At 53.6% G+C, this 18,659-nt stretch carries 18 protein-coding genes and 2 tRNA genes; 17 read left to right on the forward strand and 3 right to left on the reverse strand.

Features of this window, described 5'->3' with window-relative positions; genetic code table 11:
• Positions 1-16 precede the first annotated feature (16 nt).
• Both ACWVX6_RS09620 and ACWVX6_RS09625 read right to left on the reverse strand, forming a co-directional pair.
• A tRNA-Leu gene (locus tag ACWVX6_RS09620) sits at positions 17-102 on the reverse strand.
• A gap of 22 nt (positions 103-124) precedes the next feature.
• Positions 125-209 (reverse strand) — tRNA-Leu (locus tag ACWVX6_RS09625).
• 202 nt (positions 210-411) lie between these two features.
• On the opposite strand from ACWVX6_RS09625, the gene ACWVX6_RS09630 reads away from it, so the two are divergent.
• The 11 genes from ACWVX6_RS09630 to ACWVX6_RS09680 all read left to right on the forward strand — a co-directional run bounded on the left by ACWVX6_RS09630 (position 412) and on the right by ACWVX6_RS09680 (position 10,886).
• Positions 412-1,281 (forward strand): DMT family transporter, encoded by an 870-nt coding sequence (locus tag ACWVX6_RS09630; RefSeq protein ID WP_256372134.1) that lies wholly within the window; start codon positions 412-414, stop codon positions 1,279-1,281.
• A 1-nt stretch (position 1,282) separates the two neighbouring features.
• Positions 1,283-1,798, forward strand: a complete 516-nt coding sequence (locus ACWVX6_RS09635; RefSeq protein ID WP_118760663.1) for a M48 family metallopeptidase — start codon at positions 1,283-1,285, stop codon at positions 1,796-1,798.
• A gap of 21 nt (positions 1,799-1,819) precedes the next feature.
• Positions 1,820-2,689, forward strand: a complete 870-nt coding sequence (locus tag ACWVX6_RS09640; protein WP_455153015.1) for a Cof-type HAD-IIB family hydrolase — start codon at positions 1,820-1,822, stop codon at positions 2,687-2,689.
• On the forward strand, positions 2,686-3,648 hold the full coding sequence (locus tag ACWVX6_RS09645) for a carbohydrate kinase family protein (RefSeq protein WP_455153016.1): 963 nt from the start codon (positions 2,686-2,688) through the stop codon (positions 3,646-3,648). Before ACWVX6_RS09640 ends, ACWVX6_RS09645 begins: the two co-directional genes overlap by 4 nt.
• 149 nt (positions 3,649-3,797) lie before the next feature.
• On the forward strand, positions 3,798-4,295 hold the full coding sequence (gene ruvC / locus ACWVX6_RS09650) for a crossover junction endodeoxyribonuclease RuvC (RefSeq protein ID WP_337764176.1): 498 nt from the start codon (positions 3,798-3,800) through the stop codon (positions 4,293-4,295).
• Positions 4,296-4,306: 11 nt separating this feature from the next.
• Positions 4,307-4,915 (forward strand): Holliday junction branch migration protein RuvA, encoded by a 609-nt coding sequence (gene ruvA, locus ACWVX6_RS09655; RefSeq protein ID WP_188885520.1) that lies wholly within the window; start codon positions 4,307-4,309, stop codon positions 4,913-4,915.
• Positions 4,916-4,956: 41 nt separating this feature from the next.
• Entirely contained in the window at positions 4,957-5,997 is a 1,041-nt protein-coding gene (gene ruvB / locus ACWVX6_RS09660) for a Holliday junction branch migration DNA helicase RuvB (RefSeq protein WP_181967744.1), read from the forward strand.
• Positions 5,998-6,045: 48 nt separating this feature from the next.
• Positions 6,046-7,398 carry a phosphoglucosamine mutase gene (glmM, locus tag ACWVX6_RS09665; RefSeq protein WP_110436909.1) on the forward strand — a complete coding sequence of 451 codons (1,353 nt, stop codon included), beginning with the start codon at positions 6,046-6,048 and terminating at the stop codon, positions 7,396-7,398.
• A gap of 561 nt (positions 7,399-7,959) precedes the next feature.
• On the forward strand, positions 7,960-9,798 hold the full coding sequence (glmS, locus tag ACWVX6_RS09670) for a glutamine--fructose-6-phosphate transaminase (isomerizing) (RefSeq protein ID WP_188885518.1): 1,839 nt from the start codon (positions 7,960-7,962) through the stop codon (positions 9,796-9,798).
• Between the two features lie 205 nt (positions 9,799-10,003).
• Entirely contained in the window at positions 10,004-10,534 is a 531-nt protein-coding gene (locus ACWVX6_RS09675; protein ID WP_227601148.1) for a sigma-70 family RNA polymerase sigma factor, read from the forward strand.
• Between the two features lie 76 nt (positions 10,535-10,610).
• On the forward strand, positions 10,611-10,886 hold the full coding sequence (locus ACWVX6_RS09680) for a zinc-ribbon domain containing protein (protein WP_117490422.1): 276 nt from the start codon (positions 10,611-10,613) through the stop codon (positions 10,884-10,886).
• Between the two features lie 373 nt (positions 10,887-11,259).
• Here the strand turns inward: ACWVX6_RS09680 and ACWVX6_RS09685 are convergent, their stop codons facing one another.
• Positions 11,260-11,697 carry a hypothetical protein gene (locus tag ACWVX6_RS09685; RefSeq protein ID WP_455153017.1) on the reverse strand — a complete coding sequence of 146 codons (438 nt, stop codon included), beginning with the start codon at positions 11,695-11,697 and terminating at the stop codon, positions 11,260-11,262.
• 278 nt (positions 11,698-11,975) lie between these two features.
• Between ACWVX6_RS09685 and ACWVX6_RS09690 the strand changes: the two genes are divergently transcribed.
• The 6 genes from ACWVX6_RS09690 to ACWVX6_RS09715 all read left to right on the forward strand — a co-directional run.
• Positions 11,976-12,353, forward strand: coding sequence for a hypothetical protein (locus tag ACWVX6_RS09690; protein ID WP_455153018.1), 378 nt, complete (start codon positions 11,976-11,978; stop codon positions 12,351-12,353).
• Between the two features lie 440 nt (positions 12,354-12,793).
• The gene (locus ACWVX6_RS09695) at positions 12,794-13,978 is read left to right on the forward strand and encodes a THUMP domain-containing class I SAM-dependent RNA methyltransferase (protein WP_455153019.1); all 1,185 of its coding nucleotides are present in this window, start codon (positions 12,794-12,796) and stop codon (positions 13,976-13,978) included.
• 174 nt (positions 13,979-14,152) lie between these two features.
• Complete coding sequence (locus tag ACWVX6_RS09700; protein ID WP_110436870.1) at positions 14,153-14,437, forward strand: co-chaperone GroES; 285 nt, start codon at positions 14,153-14,155, stop codon at positions 14,435-14,437.
• Positions 14,438-14,457: 20 nt separating this feature from the next.
• Entirely contained in the window at positions 14,458-16,083 is a 1,626-nt protein-coding gene (groL, locus tag ACWVX6_RS09705; RefSeq protein WP_455153020.1) for a chaperonin GroEL, read from the forward strand.
• A 264-nt stretch (positions 16,084-16,347) separates the two neighbouring features.
• The gene (locus tag ACWVX6_RS09710; protein ID WP_455153021.1) at positions 16,348-17,916 is read left to right on the forward strand and encodes a type I restriction-modification system subunit M; all 1,569 of its coding nucleotides are present in this window, start codon (positions 16,348-16,350) and stop codon (positions 17,914-17,916) included.
• A partial coding sequence (locus ACWVX6_RS09715; protein WP_455153022.1) for a restriction endonuclease subunit S occupies positions 17,913-18,659 on the forward strand: 747 nt, incomplete at its 3' end. The genes ACWVX6_RS09710 and ACWVX6_RS09715, both read left to right, overlap by 4 nt.

Raw genomic sequence — 18,659 nt, forward strand, 5'->3', positions numbered from 1 at the left:
TTGAAGCTCTTTAACTTGGTGCGGATGGGGGGACTTGAACCCCCACGTCCTTGCGAACACTAGCACCTGAAGCTAGCGCGTCTGCCATTCCGCCACATCCGCATATTTTGTTGTTGAAAGAAGGTGGTGCGAGTGACGGGACTTGAACCCGTACGTCGATCGACACACGCCCCTCAAACGTGCCTGTCTACCAGTTCCAGCACACTCGCATTCTGTTCTCATCGAGTCGCCTCACTGTCAGCGACAAGAATTATTATATCCATGTGAACGCTAAATGTCAACACCTTTTTTCAAATTTTCTTGAAAAAATTCAAAACGCGAAAAACAGACGATTTCTCTGCCACGCGGAACAGTTTGTGTGTTACAATAGAAGCAGTCAGAAAATTCACAACAAAAAGGAGGAAGACTTCAGTGCTTTCTAAAAAAAGTAAGGCAATCGGTTTTATCATTATGTCCGCGTTCGGTTTTGCGATGATGGCGGCATTCATACGTCTGGCGGGGGATCTGCCGTTCACGCAGAAAACCTTTTTCCGCAATCTGGTCGCGGTGGCAGTGGCCGCCGTGGTGCTGTGCCGCGAAAAGGTTGGTTTTAAGTGGGAAAAGGGCAACCTGCCACTGCTCATCATACGCGCAACCTGCGGCACACTCGGCATTTTCTGCAATTACTACGCTATTGACCATCTTGTACTGGCAGATGCAAACATTCTTAATAAAATGTCGCCGTTTTTCGCTATCATCTTTTCGCTCATTCTGCTGAAGGAGCGGGCCAGCGTATTTCAGTACGCGGCGGTGCTTGCGGCATTCGGCAGCAGTATGCTGATTATCAAGCCGGGTTTTTCCTCGGCAACCTTCCCGGCAATTATCGGCCTGCTGGGTGGCATGGGTGCAGGCGCGGCCTACACCTGTGTGCGCGCACTCAGCCGGAAAGGTGAAAAGAGCGCCCGCATCGTGTTCTTCTTCTCGATGTTCTCCACACTGGTATGCGTACCGTTTATGATCACGGACTACCACCCAATGACATGGGGACAGTTCTTCTGTCTGATCGGCGCAGGTGCGTCAGCCGCGCTCGGACAGTTCGGCGTAACGCTCGCATACGCCAACGCACCGGCCAAGGAGATTTCGGTGTTCGACTACACGCAGGTCATCTTCTCGGCTGTCCTCGGCTTTTTCCTGTTCGGTCAGCTGCCGGACGGCTGGAGCGTCCTCGGCTATCTGCTGATCTGCGGCATTTCGGTCGCGGTGTTCTTCTACAACCGCAATCTGGAGCGCAAGGGACAGTAATATGATCGAGTACGAACTGGTTCGCTCCAAACGCAAGACGCTTGCCGTGCAGGTGACGCGCGAGGGGCGTGTGATCGTTCGTGCGCCGCTGCGGCTGGCAAAATACCGTATTGAACGGTTTGTCGCGGAGCATGCGGATTGGATAGCCCGCGTACTTGCCGATCAGCAGTCCCGCCGTGCGGCACATCCGGAGCCGGATGCGACCAAGCAGGCTGAGCTTATCCGCCGAGCGAAAATAGAGCTGCCGCCCAAGGTGCAGCATTACGCAAAACTGATGAACCTGTACCCGGCCGGACTGAAGATCACCTCAGCGAGAACACGGTTCGGCTCGTGCAGCGGCAAAAACAGTATTTGCTTCTCATGGCGGTTGATGGACTATCCTGGATCCGCTATCGACTATGTGGTGGTGCATGAACTGGCGCACATTGCACATAAAAACCATGGACCGCAGTTCTGGGCGCTGGTGGAGCGCTATTTACCCGATTATCGTGCGCGGCGTGCCATGCTGCGCGAATGAGAACAGGAAACGAGTATGAATATGACGAATCAATACAAAATTCTGGCATTGGATTTAGATGGAACGCTGCTGGATGCGCAGAGCCGCATCACGCCGGAGAACGCCCGCGCGGTACGCATGGCGCAGCAGGCGGGCGTGCAGATCGTGCTGTGTACCGGACGCAACGTGCGCGAGGTGCGCCGCTTCAGCGAACAGCTGGAAGCCGCACCGGACTGGCTCGTCACCGCAAACGGTGCGGCAGTGCAGCATCCGGACGACAGGGAACCGGCGTTTTTCGACGGCCTGAGCACAGAAATGGTGGACATTATCCTGGACGAGTGCGCCGCCATTGACACCGACCCATGCCTGTATACCACACAGGATTTGTACTACGGACATGCCTTCCGGCATTTTCTCGAGAATCTGCAGCGGCGCGGACGGGTTGTCATGGACGAAGCCGACGAGGGCTATCATTTTGTCGAGGACGGGAATGCGTGGCGCGAGGTGATCGCGCGCGAGTCGCGCCCGTTCACCAAGGCGATTCTTTATCACGATGACCCGAATGCGATTGCGCCGTTGACAGCAGCACTCGATAAATACGGCATTTTCGAGCTGGCACCGTCCGTCATGTACGGCGGAGAGCTGCGCAATGTCGAGGTCAACCGCGTGGGTGTGCACAAGGGACGCGGACTGGAATGGCTGGCACATCACCTTGGCTGCACACTGGCCAACGTCATCGCCATCGGTGACAGCGAAAACGATCTGACCATGCTGCAGATGGCCGGTCTGGGGGTTGCCATGGCAAACAGCGAGCCGTGCATCCGCGAAGCAGCGGACGTTATCACCGGAAGTAATGCGGAAAACGGTGTCGCACAGGCGATTTACCGACATATTCTGGGGGATGAACGATGAAAAAAGTAGTGGCAATCGGCGAACTGCTTATTGATTTCGTGCCGCAGCAGCGCGGCTGTGCACTTGATGAGGTCGTGCAGTTTGAGCGTGTCGCGGGCGGTGCGCCGGCCAATGTGGCAACCGCAGTGGCGCGTCTCGGCGGCAGAGCGCAGATGATTTCGCAGGTGGGAGAGGACGCATTCGGTACGCACATTCTCAAAACGCTGCACACAAACGGCGTGAACATCTCAACGGTGTTCCGCACCGGACGGGCGAATACCGCGCTGGCGTTTGTTTCGCTTGATAAGAACGGCAACCGCGAATTTGCCTTCTACCGCAATCCCTCGGCAGACCTGTTTCTCGATGAAGCACAGATCACGCCGGATATTTTCGCGGACTGTGCCGTGCTGCACTTCTGCTCGGTCGATCTGGTGGATGCACCTGTCAAGCAGGCACATCGCAAGGCCATCCGGCTGGCAAAGGACGCAGGCGCGTTCCTCTCGTTCGACCCGAACGTGCGCCTGCCACTATGGGACAGCCCGGAAAGCTGTCAGGCAGCAATTCGTGAATTTCTGCCGTGTGCAGACCTCGTGAAGCTATCGGATGATGAAGTTGAATTCTGCACCGGCTGCAAAACCGAGAGGAAAGCGGCAGAACTTCTGTTTTCGCAGGGCTGCAGGTTGCTGCTTGTGACACGCGGAGCAGACGGCGCGGCAGTCTACACGCCGAACGCGAGCGCCGAGACCGAAGCGCTGCCGGTGGCGGTCGCGGATACCACCGGAGCGGGCGATTCATTCGTCGGGTCGTTCCTGTATCAGCTTACCCGCGACGGTGTGACAGCGGAAACGCTCGCTGACATCCCGCAGGAGAAACTTGCGGATTATCTGACATTTTCGTCCGAATGTTCGGCGTATACCGTGCAGCATAAGGGCGCGGTTATGCCAACGGAAGAAGACTTGAGAATGGGAAATGGAGAATGAATGTGTCCGCCCACAGGGCGGCAATTCAATAATGCGCTTTGCGCGTAACCGCGGTTCTCGGTTATCCATTCTCAATTTTCCATTAACCTGCCACTAAAATTTATTGCACAATGTGTGCGAACGTGGTATAATTTTGAGGTTATAAAGAAATGATAACGATTCTTGGCATCGACCCGGGCTACGGCACGATTGGCTATGGCGTGGTGCGGTTCGATAATATGAAATTTACGCCGGTGCAGTACGGTGCGGCAAAAACCGCTCCCGGAATACCAATGCACCTGCGCTTATGTGAGATTTACGATGATATCTGTACGCTGGTGGACACATTTCACCCGGACGAGGTGGCAATCGAGGAGCTTTTCTTCTCGAAAAACGTCACAACCGGCATTCAGGTTGCGCAGGCGCGCGGTGTAATTCTGCTGGCTCTGGCCCAGAAGGGACTGCATCCGGTATCCTATACACCAAATCAGGTGAAGCTGTCCGTTGTCGGCTATGGCGGCGCGGAGAAAAAACAGGTGATGGAAATGACAAAAAGCATTCTCCATCTCACCAAGCTGCCGCGTCCGGATGACGCAGCGGATGCGCTCGCGCTTGCCATCTGCCACGGGCATTCCCGGCAGGCCATGCGCTATGAAGGCTTATTATGAGGTTGAAATAGATGTTTTATTATGTAGACGGCACGGTTTCCGTGCTCCAGCAGGGTCTTGCAGTGATCGACTGCAGCGGTGTAGGCTATGCCTGTCACGCTTCGCAGAACACCATCGGCAAGCTGAAAACCGGCGAAAAAGCGCGTCTGCTGACCTGGCTCAATGTCCGGGAGGGCGTGTTTGAACTGTACGGATTTATCGACGAGGAGGAGAAATCCTGCTTCCTGATGCTGACCAGCGTTAACGGTGTTGGCCCGAAGGCGGCGCTGTCCATCCTGTCGGTCGCACCGCCGGACAGACTGGCGCTCAGCATCATCACCGGCGATGAAAAAATGCTCATGCAGGCGCCGGGCATCGGCAAGAAGATCGCACAGCGCATTGTACTCGAGCTGCGCGACAAGATGAGCAAGGAGCAGCTCGAGACCGCATCTGCAGCGTCTCCGGTGGCGGCAGCCGCCGTTTCCGGCGGTGTCAACCACACGCAGGAGGCGGTCGCGGCGCTTATGGTGCTCGGCTATACGCAGGCAGAGGCGCTGCACGCGATGGAGGGTCTGGATGCTGCCGGCATGGAGGCGGACGAGATCATCCGCCAGTGCTTGAAAAAGCTGGTCAAGTCCTGATTTTGGACGATAAAAGCCTGATCAAGTAGGAGAGTGTACCTTTGAGTATTGAATTTTCCGGCGGCATGACGGATGATGAACGCATCATCTCCACCCGCCAGCTCAGCGAGGACGAGACCGAGAATTCGCTCCGTCCGAAATCCATGGCGGACTATATCGGTCAGAAAAAAGCTAAGGAAAACCTGAGTATTTACATACAGGCCGCGAAAATGCGCGGTGAATCGCTCGACCATACGCTGCTGTACGGCCCGCCGGGTCTGGGCAAGACCACACTCGCGGGCATCATTGCCGCAGAAATGGGCGTGAATATCCGTGTTACGAGCGGTCCGGCGATCGAAAAAGCGGGAGATTTGGCGGCTTTATTGACAAATCTCTCAGAGAATGATATTTTGTTTATTGACGAGATCCATCGTCTCGACCGTGCGGTAGAGGAGATTCTCTATCCTGCGATGGAGGACTATGCACTCGATATCATCATCGGCAAGGGGCCTTCGGCGCGCTCGATCCGTATCGACCTGCCGAAATTTACGCTCATCGGTGCGACTACGCGTGCCGGTCAGATGACCAGTCCGCTGCGTGACCGCTTCGGCGTCATGCTCCGTCTGGAACTGTATTCGCCGGAGGAGCTGTGCGGTATTGTTGAACGCTCGGCAGGCATTCTTAATGTACCGTGCGAGCACGAGGGTGCATTCGAGATTGCACGCCGCAGCCGCGGTACGCCGCGAATCGCCAACCGGCTTCTGCGCCGTGTGCGAGACTTTGCACAGGTAATCGGCACCGGTACGATTGACAGAAAAAGTGCCGATATTGCGCTTCGTGCACTCGAGATTGATGAGTTAGGTCTGGATAACGTAGACCGCAGAATGCTCAAAAGCATTATCCAGAACTACGGCGGCGGTCCGGTCGGACTGGACACGCTGGCCGCGACCATCGGCGAAGAAGCGATCACCTTGGAAGATGTTTATGAGCCGTATCTCATGCAGATCGGCTTTCTCAGCCGCACGCCGCGCGGACGCTGCGTGACGCTGCAGGCTTACCGTCATTTGAATCTGGAACCGGCGGACGGACAGCAAATGCTGTAATTCAATCGTTTTCCCGCCTTTATCATACAAGAAAGTTAGGTGTTTCATTTGGGTAGATATTTTGGAACAGACGGCGTTCGCGGTGTAGCGAACTCGGAACTTGATGCACTGCTGGCATTCAAGATCGGCGCGGCAGCGGCATATGCACTCACGCAGGAGTCTGCACACGGCCGCAAGGCGAAGCTGCTGATCGGCAAGGACACTCGTGTATCCTCGGATATGCTGGAGAACGCGCTGGTCGCGGGCATCTGCTCGGTTGGCGCGGATGTAGAGCTGCTCGGCGTTATCCCGACGCCGGCGGTCGCTTTCCTCACCATCAAGCACAAGGCAGATGCGGGTATTGTCATTTCCGCAAGCCACAACTCCTTTGAGTACAACGGCATCAAGATTTTTGCAGGCAACGGCTACAAGCTGCCGGACGAAACCGAGGCAAGGATTGAGGACCTGATCGACGATTTCGAGTCTATTCCGAAGATGACCCACGAGAAGATCGGCCGTGTACTCAAAAGCGAGATCGACCCGGTAGTCGAGTACACCGACCATCTTGCAGATACCATCAAGGGCGACCTGTCCGGCCTGCGCGTGGCGGTGGACTGTGCAAACGGCTCCTCCTCCACGACGGTGGAGCGCCTCATGCGTCTGGTCGAGTGCAAGGCGGAAATCCGCTTCTATGAGCCGGATGGCATCAATATCAACGATAACTGCGGCTCCACCCATCTCGGTCAGCTGAAGGAGCGTGTCCGCTCAGGCAATTTTGATCTTGGCGTTGCCTTTGACGGCGATGCGGACCGCTGCCTGATCGTAGACGAGACCGGCGAAGAGCTGGACGGCGACCGCATTATGGCAGTCTGCGCGGCGCACATGAAGAAGGAAGGCAAGCTGCGCGGCGGTGCATTTGTTGCCACCATTCTGTCCAACATGGGTCTGCACGCCTACGCCGATAAGAACGGCATGAAGATCGAGTGCTCCAATGTAGGTGACCGCTATGTGCTCGAAATGATGCTCAAGAAGGGCTACATTCTGGGCGGCGAGCAGTCCGGACACGTTATTTTCCTTGAGTATGCGTCCACCGGTGATGGTGAGCTGACTGCACTGCAGTTTATGTCTATCCTCAAGGCGAGCGGCAAGAAGTGCTCGGAGATCGCAGCTGAGGTTGAGCCGTGGCCGCAGTTGATGATCAACGTCAAGGTGCCGAACGATAAAAAGGCTACCCTGCAGCAGCTGCCCGAGGTCAAGGCGGCTATCGATGCGGCTTCTGCGGAGCTGGGCAATAACGGCCGAATCCTGGTTCGTCCGTCCGGCACGGAGGCGCTTGTGCGCGTCATGGTAGAGGGCACGAACAGTGAGCAGGTAGATACTTTGGCAAAAAAGGTTGCCAAAGTCATCGAGTCTGTTGTATAATGTAAAAGAGCCAACAGGAGTGGGTGTGGTTTGCACACCCACTTTCTTCATTCTGAACAGGGAGGTGGGAGCATTTGCGCACAATTCCATAATATGCTAAGCGCCAGGACTGCGGTGCAGCCGGTATCGCAGTTGACGAGGAAAGGGTTAATCGAAAGTATTCGGCGGGTGCCCTTCGGTCACAAGTGGGTTGATCGTCAGCAGGCTGTTAAAACATACGGGCGACCGTATCGACAGAGCAGTTATGCGTAACGCACTATTTTTATACCCAAAATTAGAAATTCACCGCATATATTGAGGTAAGGCAATACGGAATAATTAAACAAGAGCGATTTGTGAGAGAGTTTTACGGACCAACAAGGCGTGTTTGGCGGTAATGCTTGATGTATTATCGTAAAATCGCAACGCAGTCAGGACGTAAAATCTTCACAAAGCGGCGCGGCAGCGCGACCGGAGTTCGTGCAAGAAGCCGCAGCTTTCATTGTTCCGTGTTGCCTAAGGCTCATACTGAAATGTTGCGGAAGATATGTTATATTTACCGTTGCAAAGGAGTATTATTTTATGTGTGGAATCGTTGGATTCACCGGACGCGAGAATGCGCTTCCGATTCTCATCAAGGGTCTGTACAGCCTGGAATACCGTGGCTATGACTCTGCCGGTGTGGCTGCCTTCACGAAGGACGGTCTGCGCGTTGTCAAGGCGCGCGGCCGCATTGCAAACCTTGAGGAGAAGATCAAGGAGGAAGGCGGCGACATGTACTGCACCTGCGGTATCGGCCACACCCGCTGGGCAACGCACGGCGAGCCGTCCGACCGCAACTCGCATCCGCATCTGGGCGGCAAGGGCAAGGTAGCAGTTGTGCACAACGGCATTATCGAGAACTACAAGGAGCTGCGTGAGCGTCTGGAGGCACACGGCTATGAGTTTAAGTCCGAGACCGATACGGAGACTGTCGCGCACCTCGTGGACTATCTGCACACCGGCAAGCAGGAGGATCTGGCAAAGACCGTTCTGCAGGCCGTACAGCGTCTGCGCGGCTCTTACGCACTGGGCGTAGTCTCGATGGATAACACGCAGGAGATCGTTGCTGCACGCCGCGGCAACCCGCTGGTTATCGGTATCGGTGAGGGCGAGAACATGATCGCATCCGATATTACCGCTATTATCAATCGCACCAAGCGTTACATTATTCTGGATGATAACGAGGTTGCAATCGTTCGCCCGGACAGCGTAGTTGTCATGAACGAGTTCGGCGATACGGTAGAGAAGGAAATCATGACCGTAACGTGGGATATGTCCGCAGCGGAAAAGGGCGGATACCAGCACTTTATGCTCAAGGAGATCATGGAGCAGCCCAAGGCAGTTGCCGATACGGTTAAGCCGCGCATCAAAAACGACGCGGTTGCGTTCGAGGACAACGGTCTGACCGATGAGCGTCTGCGCGAGATCGAGCATATTCATATCATCGGCTGCGGCTCTGCACTGCACGCAGGCATGGTCGGCAAGCGCGTGATTGAGGCAATGTGCCGTATTCGCTGTACGGCAGAGGTTGCCAGTGAGTTCCGTTATGAGAACCCGATCATCGGCAAAAAGGATATGTGCATCGTTATCAGCCAGTCCGGCGAGACGGCGGACACGCTGGCTGCCATGCGTCTGGCCAAGCAGGCAGGCGCGTTCACGATTGCGATCGTAAACGTCGTTTCCTCGACGATTGCGCGCGAAGCAGACGGTGTGCTGTATACCTGGGCCGGCCCGGAGATTTCGGTTGCGACAACCAAGGCATATTCCGCACAGCTGTCCGCTCTGTACCTCATCTCGGTTAAGATCGCGCGTGTGCGCGGCCTGATTTCCATCGGTGACGAGCGTGCGCTGTGCGCTGAGCTGCAGCGTCTGCCGGAATGTATTGAGCAGACACTGGGGTGCCAGTCGGATATGCAGCGTATCGCTACGCTGTATGCAAACCGCTCGAGCGTGTTCTTCCTTGGACGCGGACTGGACTATGCCGCCGCGCTCGAGGCTTCGCTCAAGCTGAAGGAAATTTCCTACATTCATTCGGAGGCGTACGCTGCCGGTGAGCTGAAACACGGCACGATTTCGCTGATCGAGGAGGGTACTCTGGTTGTTGCTCTGGCAACGCAGCCGGCACTGTTTGAGAAGACGGTCTCCAATATCCGCGAGGTTGTAGCGCGCGGCGCAAGCGTCGTGCTCGTCACCACGGACGATTTTACGGGCGACGAATCGGTCTGCCAGCACATCGTGCGCCTGCCGAAGTGCCTGTATGAATTTTCCGCTTCGCTCTCGATTATTCCGATGCAGCTTTTGGCATACTATATCGCAGTGGAGCGCAACTGTGATGTCGATAAGCCGCGCAACCTGGCAAAGTCGGTAACTGTAGAGTAAAACGTCAACAATATTGTCATAATTGCACAAAAATAGAAGCGCGTTTTTGTGTGATATCGGTAAAGATGACAATCGTTTCTTGACATTTCCAATTCTACCGCGTATAATAGCTATTGACATGAGAAATGATTATCAAATACAGCCATCGAACGGGATTCCGGATGAAAAGCTGTGCCGTCTGGCACGGCAGGGAGACGGACCCGCGATGGAGAATCTGATTCGTCGTTATACCCGTCTGGTCAAGACCTGTGCACGGCCCTACTTTCTGGCAGGCGCCGATGCAGAGGATCTGATGCAGGAGGGCATGCTCGGGCTGCTGAATGCCGTCCGGGAGTACGACGAGAGCAAGGGCGCACCCTTTGGAGCGTTTGCACGGTTGTGCATCACGCGGAAGATTTATTCCGCAGTGAAGGCGGCAGCGTCGCTCAAGCACGACCCGCTCAATCAGTCTATGTCAATCGATCGACCTCTGTTTGAAGACCTTGCGGAATCGCGTACCCGGGTAACTGCACCGAATGGTGATCCTGAATCGCTTGTTATCGGCAATGAGGAGAGGGAAGAGCGGAAAAAGAAGCTCTACTCGCTTTTGTCTGAATTTGAGGCACAGGTTTTGACGTTGTTTTTGGACGGCTTATCGTATGAAGAGATGTCCGAAGCGCTGCACAAACCAATCAAATCTGTGGATAATGCCGTCCAGCGCATCAAGCGAAAATCGGCAGCCATTAAACCTATTTAGGCGATAGCAGGCGCAGTGTCTGTACGCATATATTTCAAGTTTCCCGAGGGAACAGTATCAAAGAGAGGTAAAAACCATGTACGAAGACAAGACTTTAGTATGCAAGGAATGCGGTAAGGAGTTCGTGTTCACCGCTGGCGAGCAGGAGTTTTACGCAGAGCGCGGTTTCCAGAACGAGCCGCAGCGCTGCAAGTCCTGCCGCGATGCGCGCAAGAATGCTGCACGCGGTCCGCGTGAGTTCTTCACCGCTACCTGTGCTGCTTGCGGCGGCGAGGCTCGCGTTCCGTTCGAGCCGAAATCTGACCGCCCGGTATATTGCAGCGAGTGCTTCGCAAAGATGCGTGAGCAGTGATACCGTAACGGTAAAAAATCAATAAATGACACGTTAAAAGTGCCAGTAATGACTTTTCTCATTGCTGGTGCTTTTTTCTTTGCCCAAAGGAAAGGAATCGGCAAGGGAATGTATGTGTTCCGAAAAATGATAAAGAAATGAAGAATCGGATCCGCAGGCGATGGGCGGCTTGCGGCAAAAGAAAACCTCTGCTCAAAATGAGCAGGGGGGATCTTTTGATTTTAAGCAATAACGTTGTATTCCAGAATTAAGCCGCGTTTCTGCCGGTCGTCAAGGTCAGCAATAGCGGCCTCAATGCTGGGAAATAAGCAAGGGCAGATATGACCTTTGCTGAGATTCACGAAGCTGTACATAAATGCATAGAGAAGAACCTTTATTTGGCTTCGTTGATGGTAAGCAGCTCTTCGACCGTCTCTTTCTGCCGGCGAAGAAAGCCGAGATAGAAACCGTCAGAAACGGAAAATGCGATGAATGCTGCGTGCAGCAGAAGGGCTCCGATATGTATGAGAAGAGCTATAATCTCTGCGATGTTCATATTTTTTGATGCGTAAAAGGCATAGGCGGGATTGGCAAGCAGCAGATAGAAGTCCCACAAGATAAACGCACTAACCGGAATCAGAACGAACGATAAGACAATCCAAACGCGGGTGTCTTTCTTAAGGGCCTCGTATAAATGCAGAATGTCGGCGTGCTTGGATTCCAGTTCCTCGTGCGAAAAGAAGGAATAGTAATCCAAGTCACATAGTTTCTGGTGTTTGATGAATTCGGCTGCGCCGTTTTCATCGGACTTTGATGGTATATTGCTGGGCATAGGCGATAACTCCTGTAAATCGGGGTAGTCCTTGATAAAAAAAGGAAGACCCTAAAGAGCCTTCCTTTCAGGTCACAGGCCTCACGGGCTTCTGCGACACTAATCACTGTAAACAGTATAGCATAGCAAATGCCGGCCCGTAAAGCGCTGAGAAAGGCTTTATTGTTCAGACGGTATTATTCCCGCATTGTCGAAAGTGTCGGTAATGAAATCCTCATTACCGGCACTTTTTTATTTGTCCGCAGTAAAAATAGGCCTCAAATAAGGAGGAAAAAGGTGTGAAAAATGAAAAAATGATCTATCTCCCATATGTTCGTTTTGAGCAGAAAGAAGGAGAAGCAGAGGGCAGCGGCTGGTACTTTACGCAGTATGATGCCGAAACTGGAGAAGGTAAAGGCTGGCACGGAACAGAGTTCATGCCGGATTGCTTCTTTGAAACGAACTGCGAGTGCGGCGAACCGGAAACAAAGTTCTTTGACGTGCATATCAATGAGCCGATCGAGCAGTGGAGTTGGCCGGAATCGCCGGATGACGATGCGTTCACGAACTACGATGCGTGTTCCAACACAACGCGGGTTTCGCTGTCAAGTGCCTTCAAGTGCTCGGCGAGAGAAGCCAATCCTCCCGCGTTGCAGACAACATCCAACGGCAGCTGAACAATCTCGCCCAAAGAACGAAGCGCTGCAGCTGTGCTCTTTCTGCTTGGAACATCAATACCCACTGTGTTCATAGAAACACTCCTGTTTGAAATTTGCAATGGACAACGCCCTCTTTACCCATTGCCGATTCTATCTGTTTGCTTACATGAATGCGCTGGCTTTACCTGCACAAATCGAACACTGCTTTAATCCGCACACAGCGCGGAAAAAGGTTTAGTGGCCTACGGGCAACCTTGGTGTCTCCCTCTTGTGCCTGTGCAGGGCAGGCAAGAGCCTGTTCGCTTCTCAAGCGATAACGCTTCGGATAGCGGCATTCAGAAAACCGTGTTATCTCGTCGCAAATCTTGACAAAATCCTTAAAAACCGATACAATATAAAGGTTAAAAAGGACTTTCGGCTCCTGCTATGACGGCGGGAGCCTTTTTGGAGGAAACACGATGGAACTTACATTATGCTGCCCGACTTTATTCGGGCTGGAGGGCATCGTCGCAGATGAGCTGCGCTTCGGCGGCAGGCTGACTGACGTGCATGCGGAAAACGGCCGCGTGCTGTTCACCGGTGACGAAAACACGCTTGCATGGGCGAACCTGAACCTGCGGTGCGCCGAGCGTGTGCTCATCCGCATCGGCACATTCAAAGCCAAAACGTTCGACCAGCTGTTCGAGGGCGTAAAAGCACTCCCGTGGGAGCAGTTCATTCCGGCGGACGGCGCATTTCCGGTCAAGGGTCACAGTCTGGACTCCGCGCTGCACTCGATTCCGGACTGCCAGAAGATCATCAAAAAGGCAGTCGTATCGCGTCTGGGCGCGAAGTACGGTCAGACCTGGTTTGATGAGATTGGTGAAAAGTATCAGATTCAGTTCGCCATCATGCACGATGTGGCTGAGCTGTACCTCGATACCTCGGGTGCCGGTCTGCACAAGCGCGGCTACCGCGCCAACAGCAATGCGGCGCCGCTTCGTGAGACACTGGCGGCGGCTATGGTCAAGCTGGCGCGCTGGCGCGGGCGCGATCCGTTCCTCGACCCGTTCTGCGGCTCGGGCACGATCGCGATTGAGGCGGCCATGATCGCGCAGCGCCGTGCCCCCGGTCTGCTGCGCCGCTTTGACGCGGAAAAGTGGAGCTGCTTTGACAAGTCGGTCTGGCAGCAGGCGCGCGAGAGTGCGCTCGACTTTGCCCAGCCGGACGCAAAATTCGATATCGTCGGCAGCGACATCGACCCGGACTGCGTTCAGCTGTCCATCGAGAACGCGCGCAAGGCCGGTGTAGCCAACACGGTGTTTTTCGAGCGCGCGGACGCAGTAAAGCGCGATTACAGCGGTGCAGGCGTACTGTTTGCCAATCCGCCGTATGGTGAGCGTCTGCTGGACTTGCAGCAGGCGGAAAAGCTGTACGCCGACCTCGGCAGAGCGACAAAAAACAGCCCGATGAAGCAGTATCTGCTCAGCTCGGACCCGTTGTTCGAGCGTTGCTACGGCCGCAAGGCGGATAAGCGCCGCAAGCTGTATAACGGCATGATCAAGTGCGAGCTGCATATGTATTTTAAAGACCCATCTGCACAGGATAAGCCGGTAAATAAGCACTCCGACCGTCCGTCTGCTAAACGACCGGCAAAACACTGAGCAGTACAGGGCACTGTTCATAATTTGTTCAGAAAATTTTTGTGAAAATTCCGGATTACCCCCTTGCATATTGCGGCTCCTTGGTGTAAGATAATACTCGAAGTTAGCACTCGGGTAATTTGAGTGCTAACCCCCAACATTGTAAAATCTTATTTTTCATAGGAGGAATCCATTATGAAGCTCAAGCCCCTTTGCGACCGCGTAGTTATCAAGATGGTCGAGGCGGAGGAGACCACCGCAAGCGGCATTATTCTTACCGCATCCGCACAGGAGAAGCCCCAGGTTGCTGAAATCATCGAAGTAGGCCCGGGCGGTGTTGTAGACGGCAAGGAAATCAAGATGGAAGTTCAGAAGGGCCAGAAGGTCATCACCGGCAAGTACACCGGCACCGAGGTTAAGCTGGACGGCGAGAAGTATATCATCGTTCGTCAGAGCGACATTCTGGCAATCGTAGAGTAATTTTCAGGAGGTAATTCATCATGGCTAAGCAGCTTATTTACGGCGAGGACGCGCGCAAGGCTCTGCAGCGCGGTATTGATCAGCTCGCTGATACCGTTAAGGTAACCATCGGTCCGAAGGGCCGCAACGTTGTACTGGATAAGAAGTACGGCGGTCCGCTGATCACCAACGACGGTGTTACTATCGCCAAGGAGATCGAGCTGGACGACGCTTTCGAGAACATGGGCGCACAGCTCGTTAAGGAAGTTGCCACCAAGACCAACGACATCGCAGGCGACGGCACCACCACCGCTACCGTTCTGGCACAGGCTTTCGTTCGCGAGGGTCTGAAGAACGTAGCTGCAGGTGCAAACCCGATGGTAATGCGCCGCGGTATCTCCAAGGCAGTCAAGGCTGCTGTTGCAGCGATTGCTGAGAACTCCAAGAAGGTTGACGGCACGGGCGACATCGCTCGTGTAGGCGCTATCTCCTCCAGCTCCGGCGAGATCGGCACCCTGATCGCAGAGGCTATGGAGAAGGTTTCCACCGACGGCGTTATCACCGTTGAGGAGTCCAAGACCGCTGAGACCTACTCTGAGGTTGTTGAGGGCATGCAGTTCGACCGCGGTTATATCACCCCGTATATGTGCACCGACACCGAGAAGATGGAAGCAAATCTGGATGACGCTCTGGTGCTGATCACCGATAAGAAGCTGTCCAACATTCAGGAGCTGCTGCCGATCCTCGAGCAGGTTGTTAAGGCTGGCAAGAAGCTGCTGCTCATCGCTGAGGACGTTGAGGGCGAGGCTCTGTCCACCCTGATCGTAAACCGTCTGCGCGGCACCTTCACTTGCGTAGCTGTTAAGGCTCCGGGATTTGGCGATCGCCGCAAGGATATGCTGCGCGACATCGCAATCCTGACCGGCGGTACCGTAATCTCCGAGGAGGTTGGTATCGAGCTCAAGGACGCTACCATGGATATGCTGGGTTCTGCCCGTCAGATCAAGGTAACCAAGGAGAATACCACCATTGTTGACGGTGCAGGCGACAAGCAGGCTATCGCAAACCGCGTTGCTGAGATCCGCGGCGCGATCGAGCGCACCACCTCTGACTTCGACCGTGAGAAGCTGCAGGAGCGTCTGGCTAAGCTGGCCGGCGGCGTAGCAGTTATCAAGGTTGGCGCTGCAACCGAGACCGAGATGAAGGAGCAGAAGCTCCGCATCGAGGATGCACTGAACGCAACCCGCGCAGCTGTTGAGGAAGGCATTGTAGCAGGCGGCGGCGTAGCTTATGTAAACGCTATCGCAGCGGTTGAGGCTCTGGCTGCCGAGGCAACCGGCGACGAGAAGACCGGTATGCAGATTGTTGCACGCGGTCTGGAAGCACCGATGAAGCAGATCGCTGCCAATGCAGGCATCGAGGGCGCTATCGTTGTTGATAAGGTTAAGCACGCTGACAAGGTTGGCTACGGCTTTGACGCTGCAACCGAGACCTACGGCGACATGATCGCAAACGGCATCGTTGACCCGACCAAGGTAAACCGTTCCGCACTGCAGAATGCAGCATCCGTTGCTTCGATGGTTCTGACCACCGAGAGCCTGGTTGCTGATAAGAAGGAGCCGGTTCCGGCTGCTCCGGCTGCACCGGATATGGGTGGTATGTACTAAGCAGTACCGAAAAACGGCGTAAACACTGAGGTTTTTGCAGGTCAAACGGCAAACTTACCATAAACTTACGATAATTATCAGTGAAAAAGCGTCAGATGTGTATAAGACCTCTGTCTGTATTTTGCAGGCAGGGGTCTTTTGTCTTGCAGGAATGTGAAAAGGTCAGCATCATGCTGATCTTCTTTTTTGACTGAGGTTTGAAAAAGGTGCGGTATTATGGTACAATTTGCATATAACGAACAGCAGAGCAACGGAGGGTGAAGAATGGTTGACACCAAAAAGGAACAGGAGCGAGAAGAACTGCATCGTGCGATATGGGCGATTGCGGATGAGCTGCGCGGTGCGGTAGACGGCTGGGATTTTAAGAATTATGTTCTCGGTACAATGTTTTACCGCTATATCTCGGAAAACCTGTGCAATTACATAAATGACGGTGAGGCTGAGGCTGGCAACGATGATTTCGATTTTGCCAAGATGCCAGATGAAGAAGCAGAGGAAGCACGCGAGGGATTGGTAGAGGAAAAAGGTTTCTTTATTCTGCCGAGCGAGCTGTTTTGCAATGTTCGCGCAAATGCCGCGAATGACGAGAACCTGAACGAAACGCTCGAGCGTGTGTTCCGCCATATCGAGGAGTCTGCACAGGGCAGCGAGGCCGAGAGCGACTTTGCCGGTCTGTTCGATGATTACGACGTCAACAGCAACAAGCTGGGTTCGACGGTCGCTAAGCGCAATGAGAAGCTCGTGAAGCTTCTGAATGGCGTTGGCGAAATGAAGCTGGGCGATGTCAAGGATCACTCCATTGACGCATTCGGCGATGCGTATGAGTATCTGATGACCATGTATGCCTCCAATGCAGGCAAGTCCGGCGGTGAGTTTTTCACTCCGGCGGAAGTATCCGAACTGCTCACACGGCTCGGCACGGTCGGCAAGACGGAGATCAACAAGGTTTACGATCCGGCGTGCGGTTCGGGTTCGCTGCTGCTGAAAGCGGAAAAGGTGCTCGGCAAGGATGCAATCCGCAACGGCTTCTATGGTCAGGAAATCAACATCACGACTTACAACCTGTGTCGCATTAATATGTTCCTGCATGATGTGGGTTTTGACAAATTTGATATTAAATGTGAAGATACGTTACGCTATCCGCAGCATGAGGATGATGAGCCGTTCGAGCTGATTGTTTCTAATCCACCATACTCTATTAAATGGGTAGGCGATGATGATGCGGTATTGATTGGCGATCCGCGGTTTTCACCGGCAGGCGTGCTTGCGCCCAAGAGCAAGGCGGACATGGCGTTCATCATGCACAGCCTGTCGTGGCTGGCATCCAACGGTACGGCGGCGATCGTTTGCTTCCCGGGCATTATGTACCGCGGCGGCGCAGAACAGAAAATCCGCAAGTATCTGGTCGATAACAACTATGTGGACTGCATCATTCAGCTGCCGAGCAATCTGTTTTTCGGTACTTCTATCGCAACCTGCATTATGGTGATGAAGAAGAACAAGACCGACAACAAGACGCTGTTCATCGACGCGACGAGCGAGTGTGTTAAGGTTACGAACAATAACAAGCTGACGCCGGAAAACATTGACCGCATTGTTGACGTATTTGCAAAGCGTGAGGACGTCAAGCATTTCGCACATCTGGCGGAGTATGCGGAAATCGTCGAGAATGACTATAACCTGTCCGTATCCACCTATATAGAGGCTGAGGACACCCGTGAGAAGATCGACATTGTAAAGCTCAATGCGGAGATCAAGGAGATTGTGGCTCGTGAGCAGGTGCTTCGTGCGGAGATTGATAAGATCATCTCAGAAATTGAGGTGGACGTATGAGCAGACTGGACGAATTGATTCGGGAGCTTTGCCCGGATGGGGTGGAGTACAAAACTCTGGGGGAAATAGCGACAGACGTTTTTCGTGGTTCGGGAATAAAACGTGACCAAGTGACCGAAGAGGGAATACCATGTGTTCGTTACGGTGAAATCTATACGACTTACGGGATTTGGTTTGACTCCTGTGTTTCGCACACACAGATTGAGTATGTTCAGTCCCCTAAACATTTCGGTTATGGAGATATTCTTTTTGCTATTACAGGCGAGAGTGTAGAAGATATTGCAAAATCATGTGCATATGTAGGAAATGATGATTGTTTAGCTGGTGGAGATATTGTTGTCCTAAAGCATAATGAAAATCCGAAGTATTTGAGTTATGCACTTGCAACTGAAAATGCAAGACGGCAAAAGAGTGCTGGCAAGGTTAAAAGTAAGGTTGTTCATTCAAGCGTACCTGCGATAAAAGCAATCCGTGTACCTGTACCTCCTCTGGAGGTACAAAATGAAATTGTCCGTATTCTGGACAATTTCACGGAGCTTACAGCGGAGCTTACAGCGGAGCTTACAGCACGCCAGAAGCAGTATGAGTTCTATCGAGATAAACTGTTAGACTTTGGTGTCCTCGGGGGGGGGACAAGTGAGTGCGTATGGAAAACACTTGGGGAACTTGCAACTTTTACTTACGGTTATACAGATAAAGCAAAAGATGTAGGTGCAGTTCGATTTATTAGAATAACCGATATT

Source organism: Butyricicoccus sp. (assembly GCF_977037065.1).

Coding starts and splice junctions, on each gene's coding strand:
- ACWVX6_RS09685 (WP_455153017.1), bottom strand. CDS start 11,697: ATGCCCAGCAATATACCATCAAAGTCCGATGAAAACGGCGCAGCCGAA.
- ACWVX6_RS09700 (WP_110436870.1), top strand. CDS start 14,153: ATGAAGCTCAAGCCCCTTTGCGACCGCGTAGTTATCAAGATGGTCGAG.
- ACWVX6_RS09680 (WP_117490422.1), top strand. CDS start 10,611: ATGTACGAAGACAAGACTTTAGTATGCAAGGAATGCGGTAAGGAGTTC.
- ACWVX6_RS09675 (WP_227601148.1), top strand. CDS start 10,004: ATGGAGAATCTGATTCGTCGTTATACCCGTCTGGTCAAGACCTGTGCA.
- ruvA (WP_188885520.1), top strand. CDS start 4,307: ATGTTTTATTATGTAGACGGCACGGTTTCCGTGCTCCAGCAGGGTCTT.
- ACWVX6_RS09695 (WP_455153019.1), top strand. CDS start 12,794: ATGGAACTTACATTATGCTGCCCGACTTTATTCGGGCTGGAGGGCATC.
- ruvC (WP_337764176.1), top strand. CDS start 3,798: ATGATAACGATTCTTGGCATCGACCCGGGCTACGGCACGATTGGCTAT.
- ACWVX6_RS09640 (WP_455153015.1), top strand. CDS start 1,820: ATGACGAATCAATACAAAATTCTGGCATTGGATTTAGATGGAACGCTG.
- glmS (WP_188885518.1), top strand. CDS start 7,960: ATGTGTGGAATCGTTGGATTCACCGGACGCGAGAATGCGCTTCCGATT.
- ACWVX6_RS09635 (WP_118760663.1), top strand. CDS start 1,283: ATGATCGAGTACGAACTGGTTCGCTCCAAACGCAAGACGCTTGCCGTG.
- ACWVX6_RS09710 (WP_455153021.1), top strand. CDS start 16,348: ATGGTTGACACCAAAAAGGAACAGGAGCGAGAAGAACTGCATCGTGCG.
- ACWVX6_RS09645 (WP_455153016.1), top strand. CDS start 2,686: ATGAAAAAAGTAGTGGCAATCGGCGAACTGCTTATTGATTTCGTGCCG.
- groL (WP_455153020.1), top strand. CDS start 14,458: ATGGCTAAGCAGCTTATTTACGGCGAGGACGCGCGCAAGGCTCTGCAG.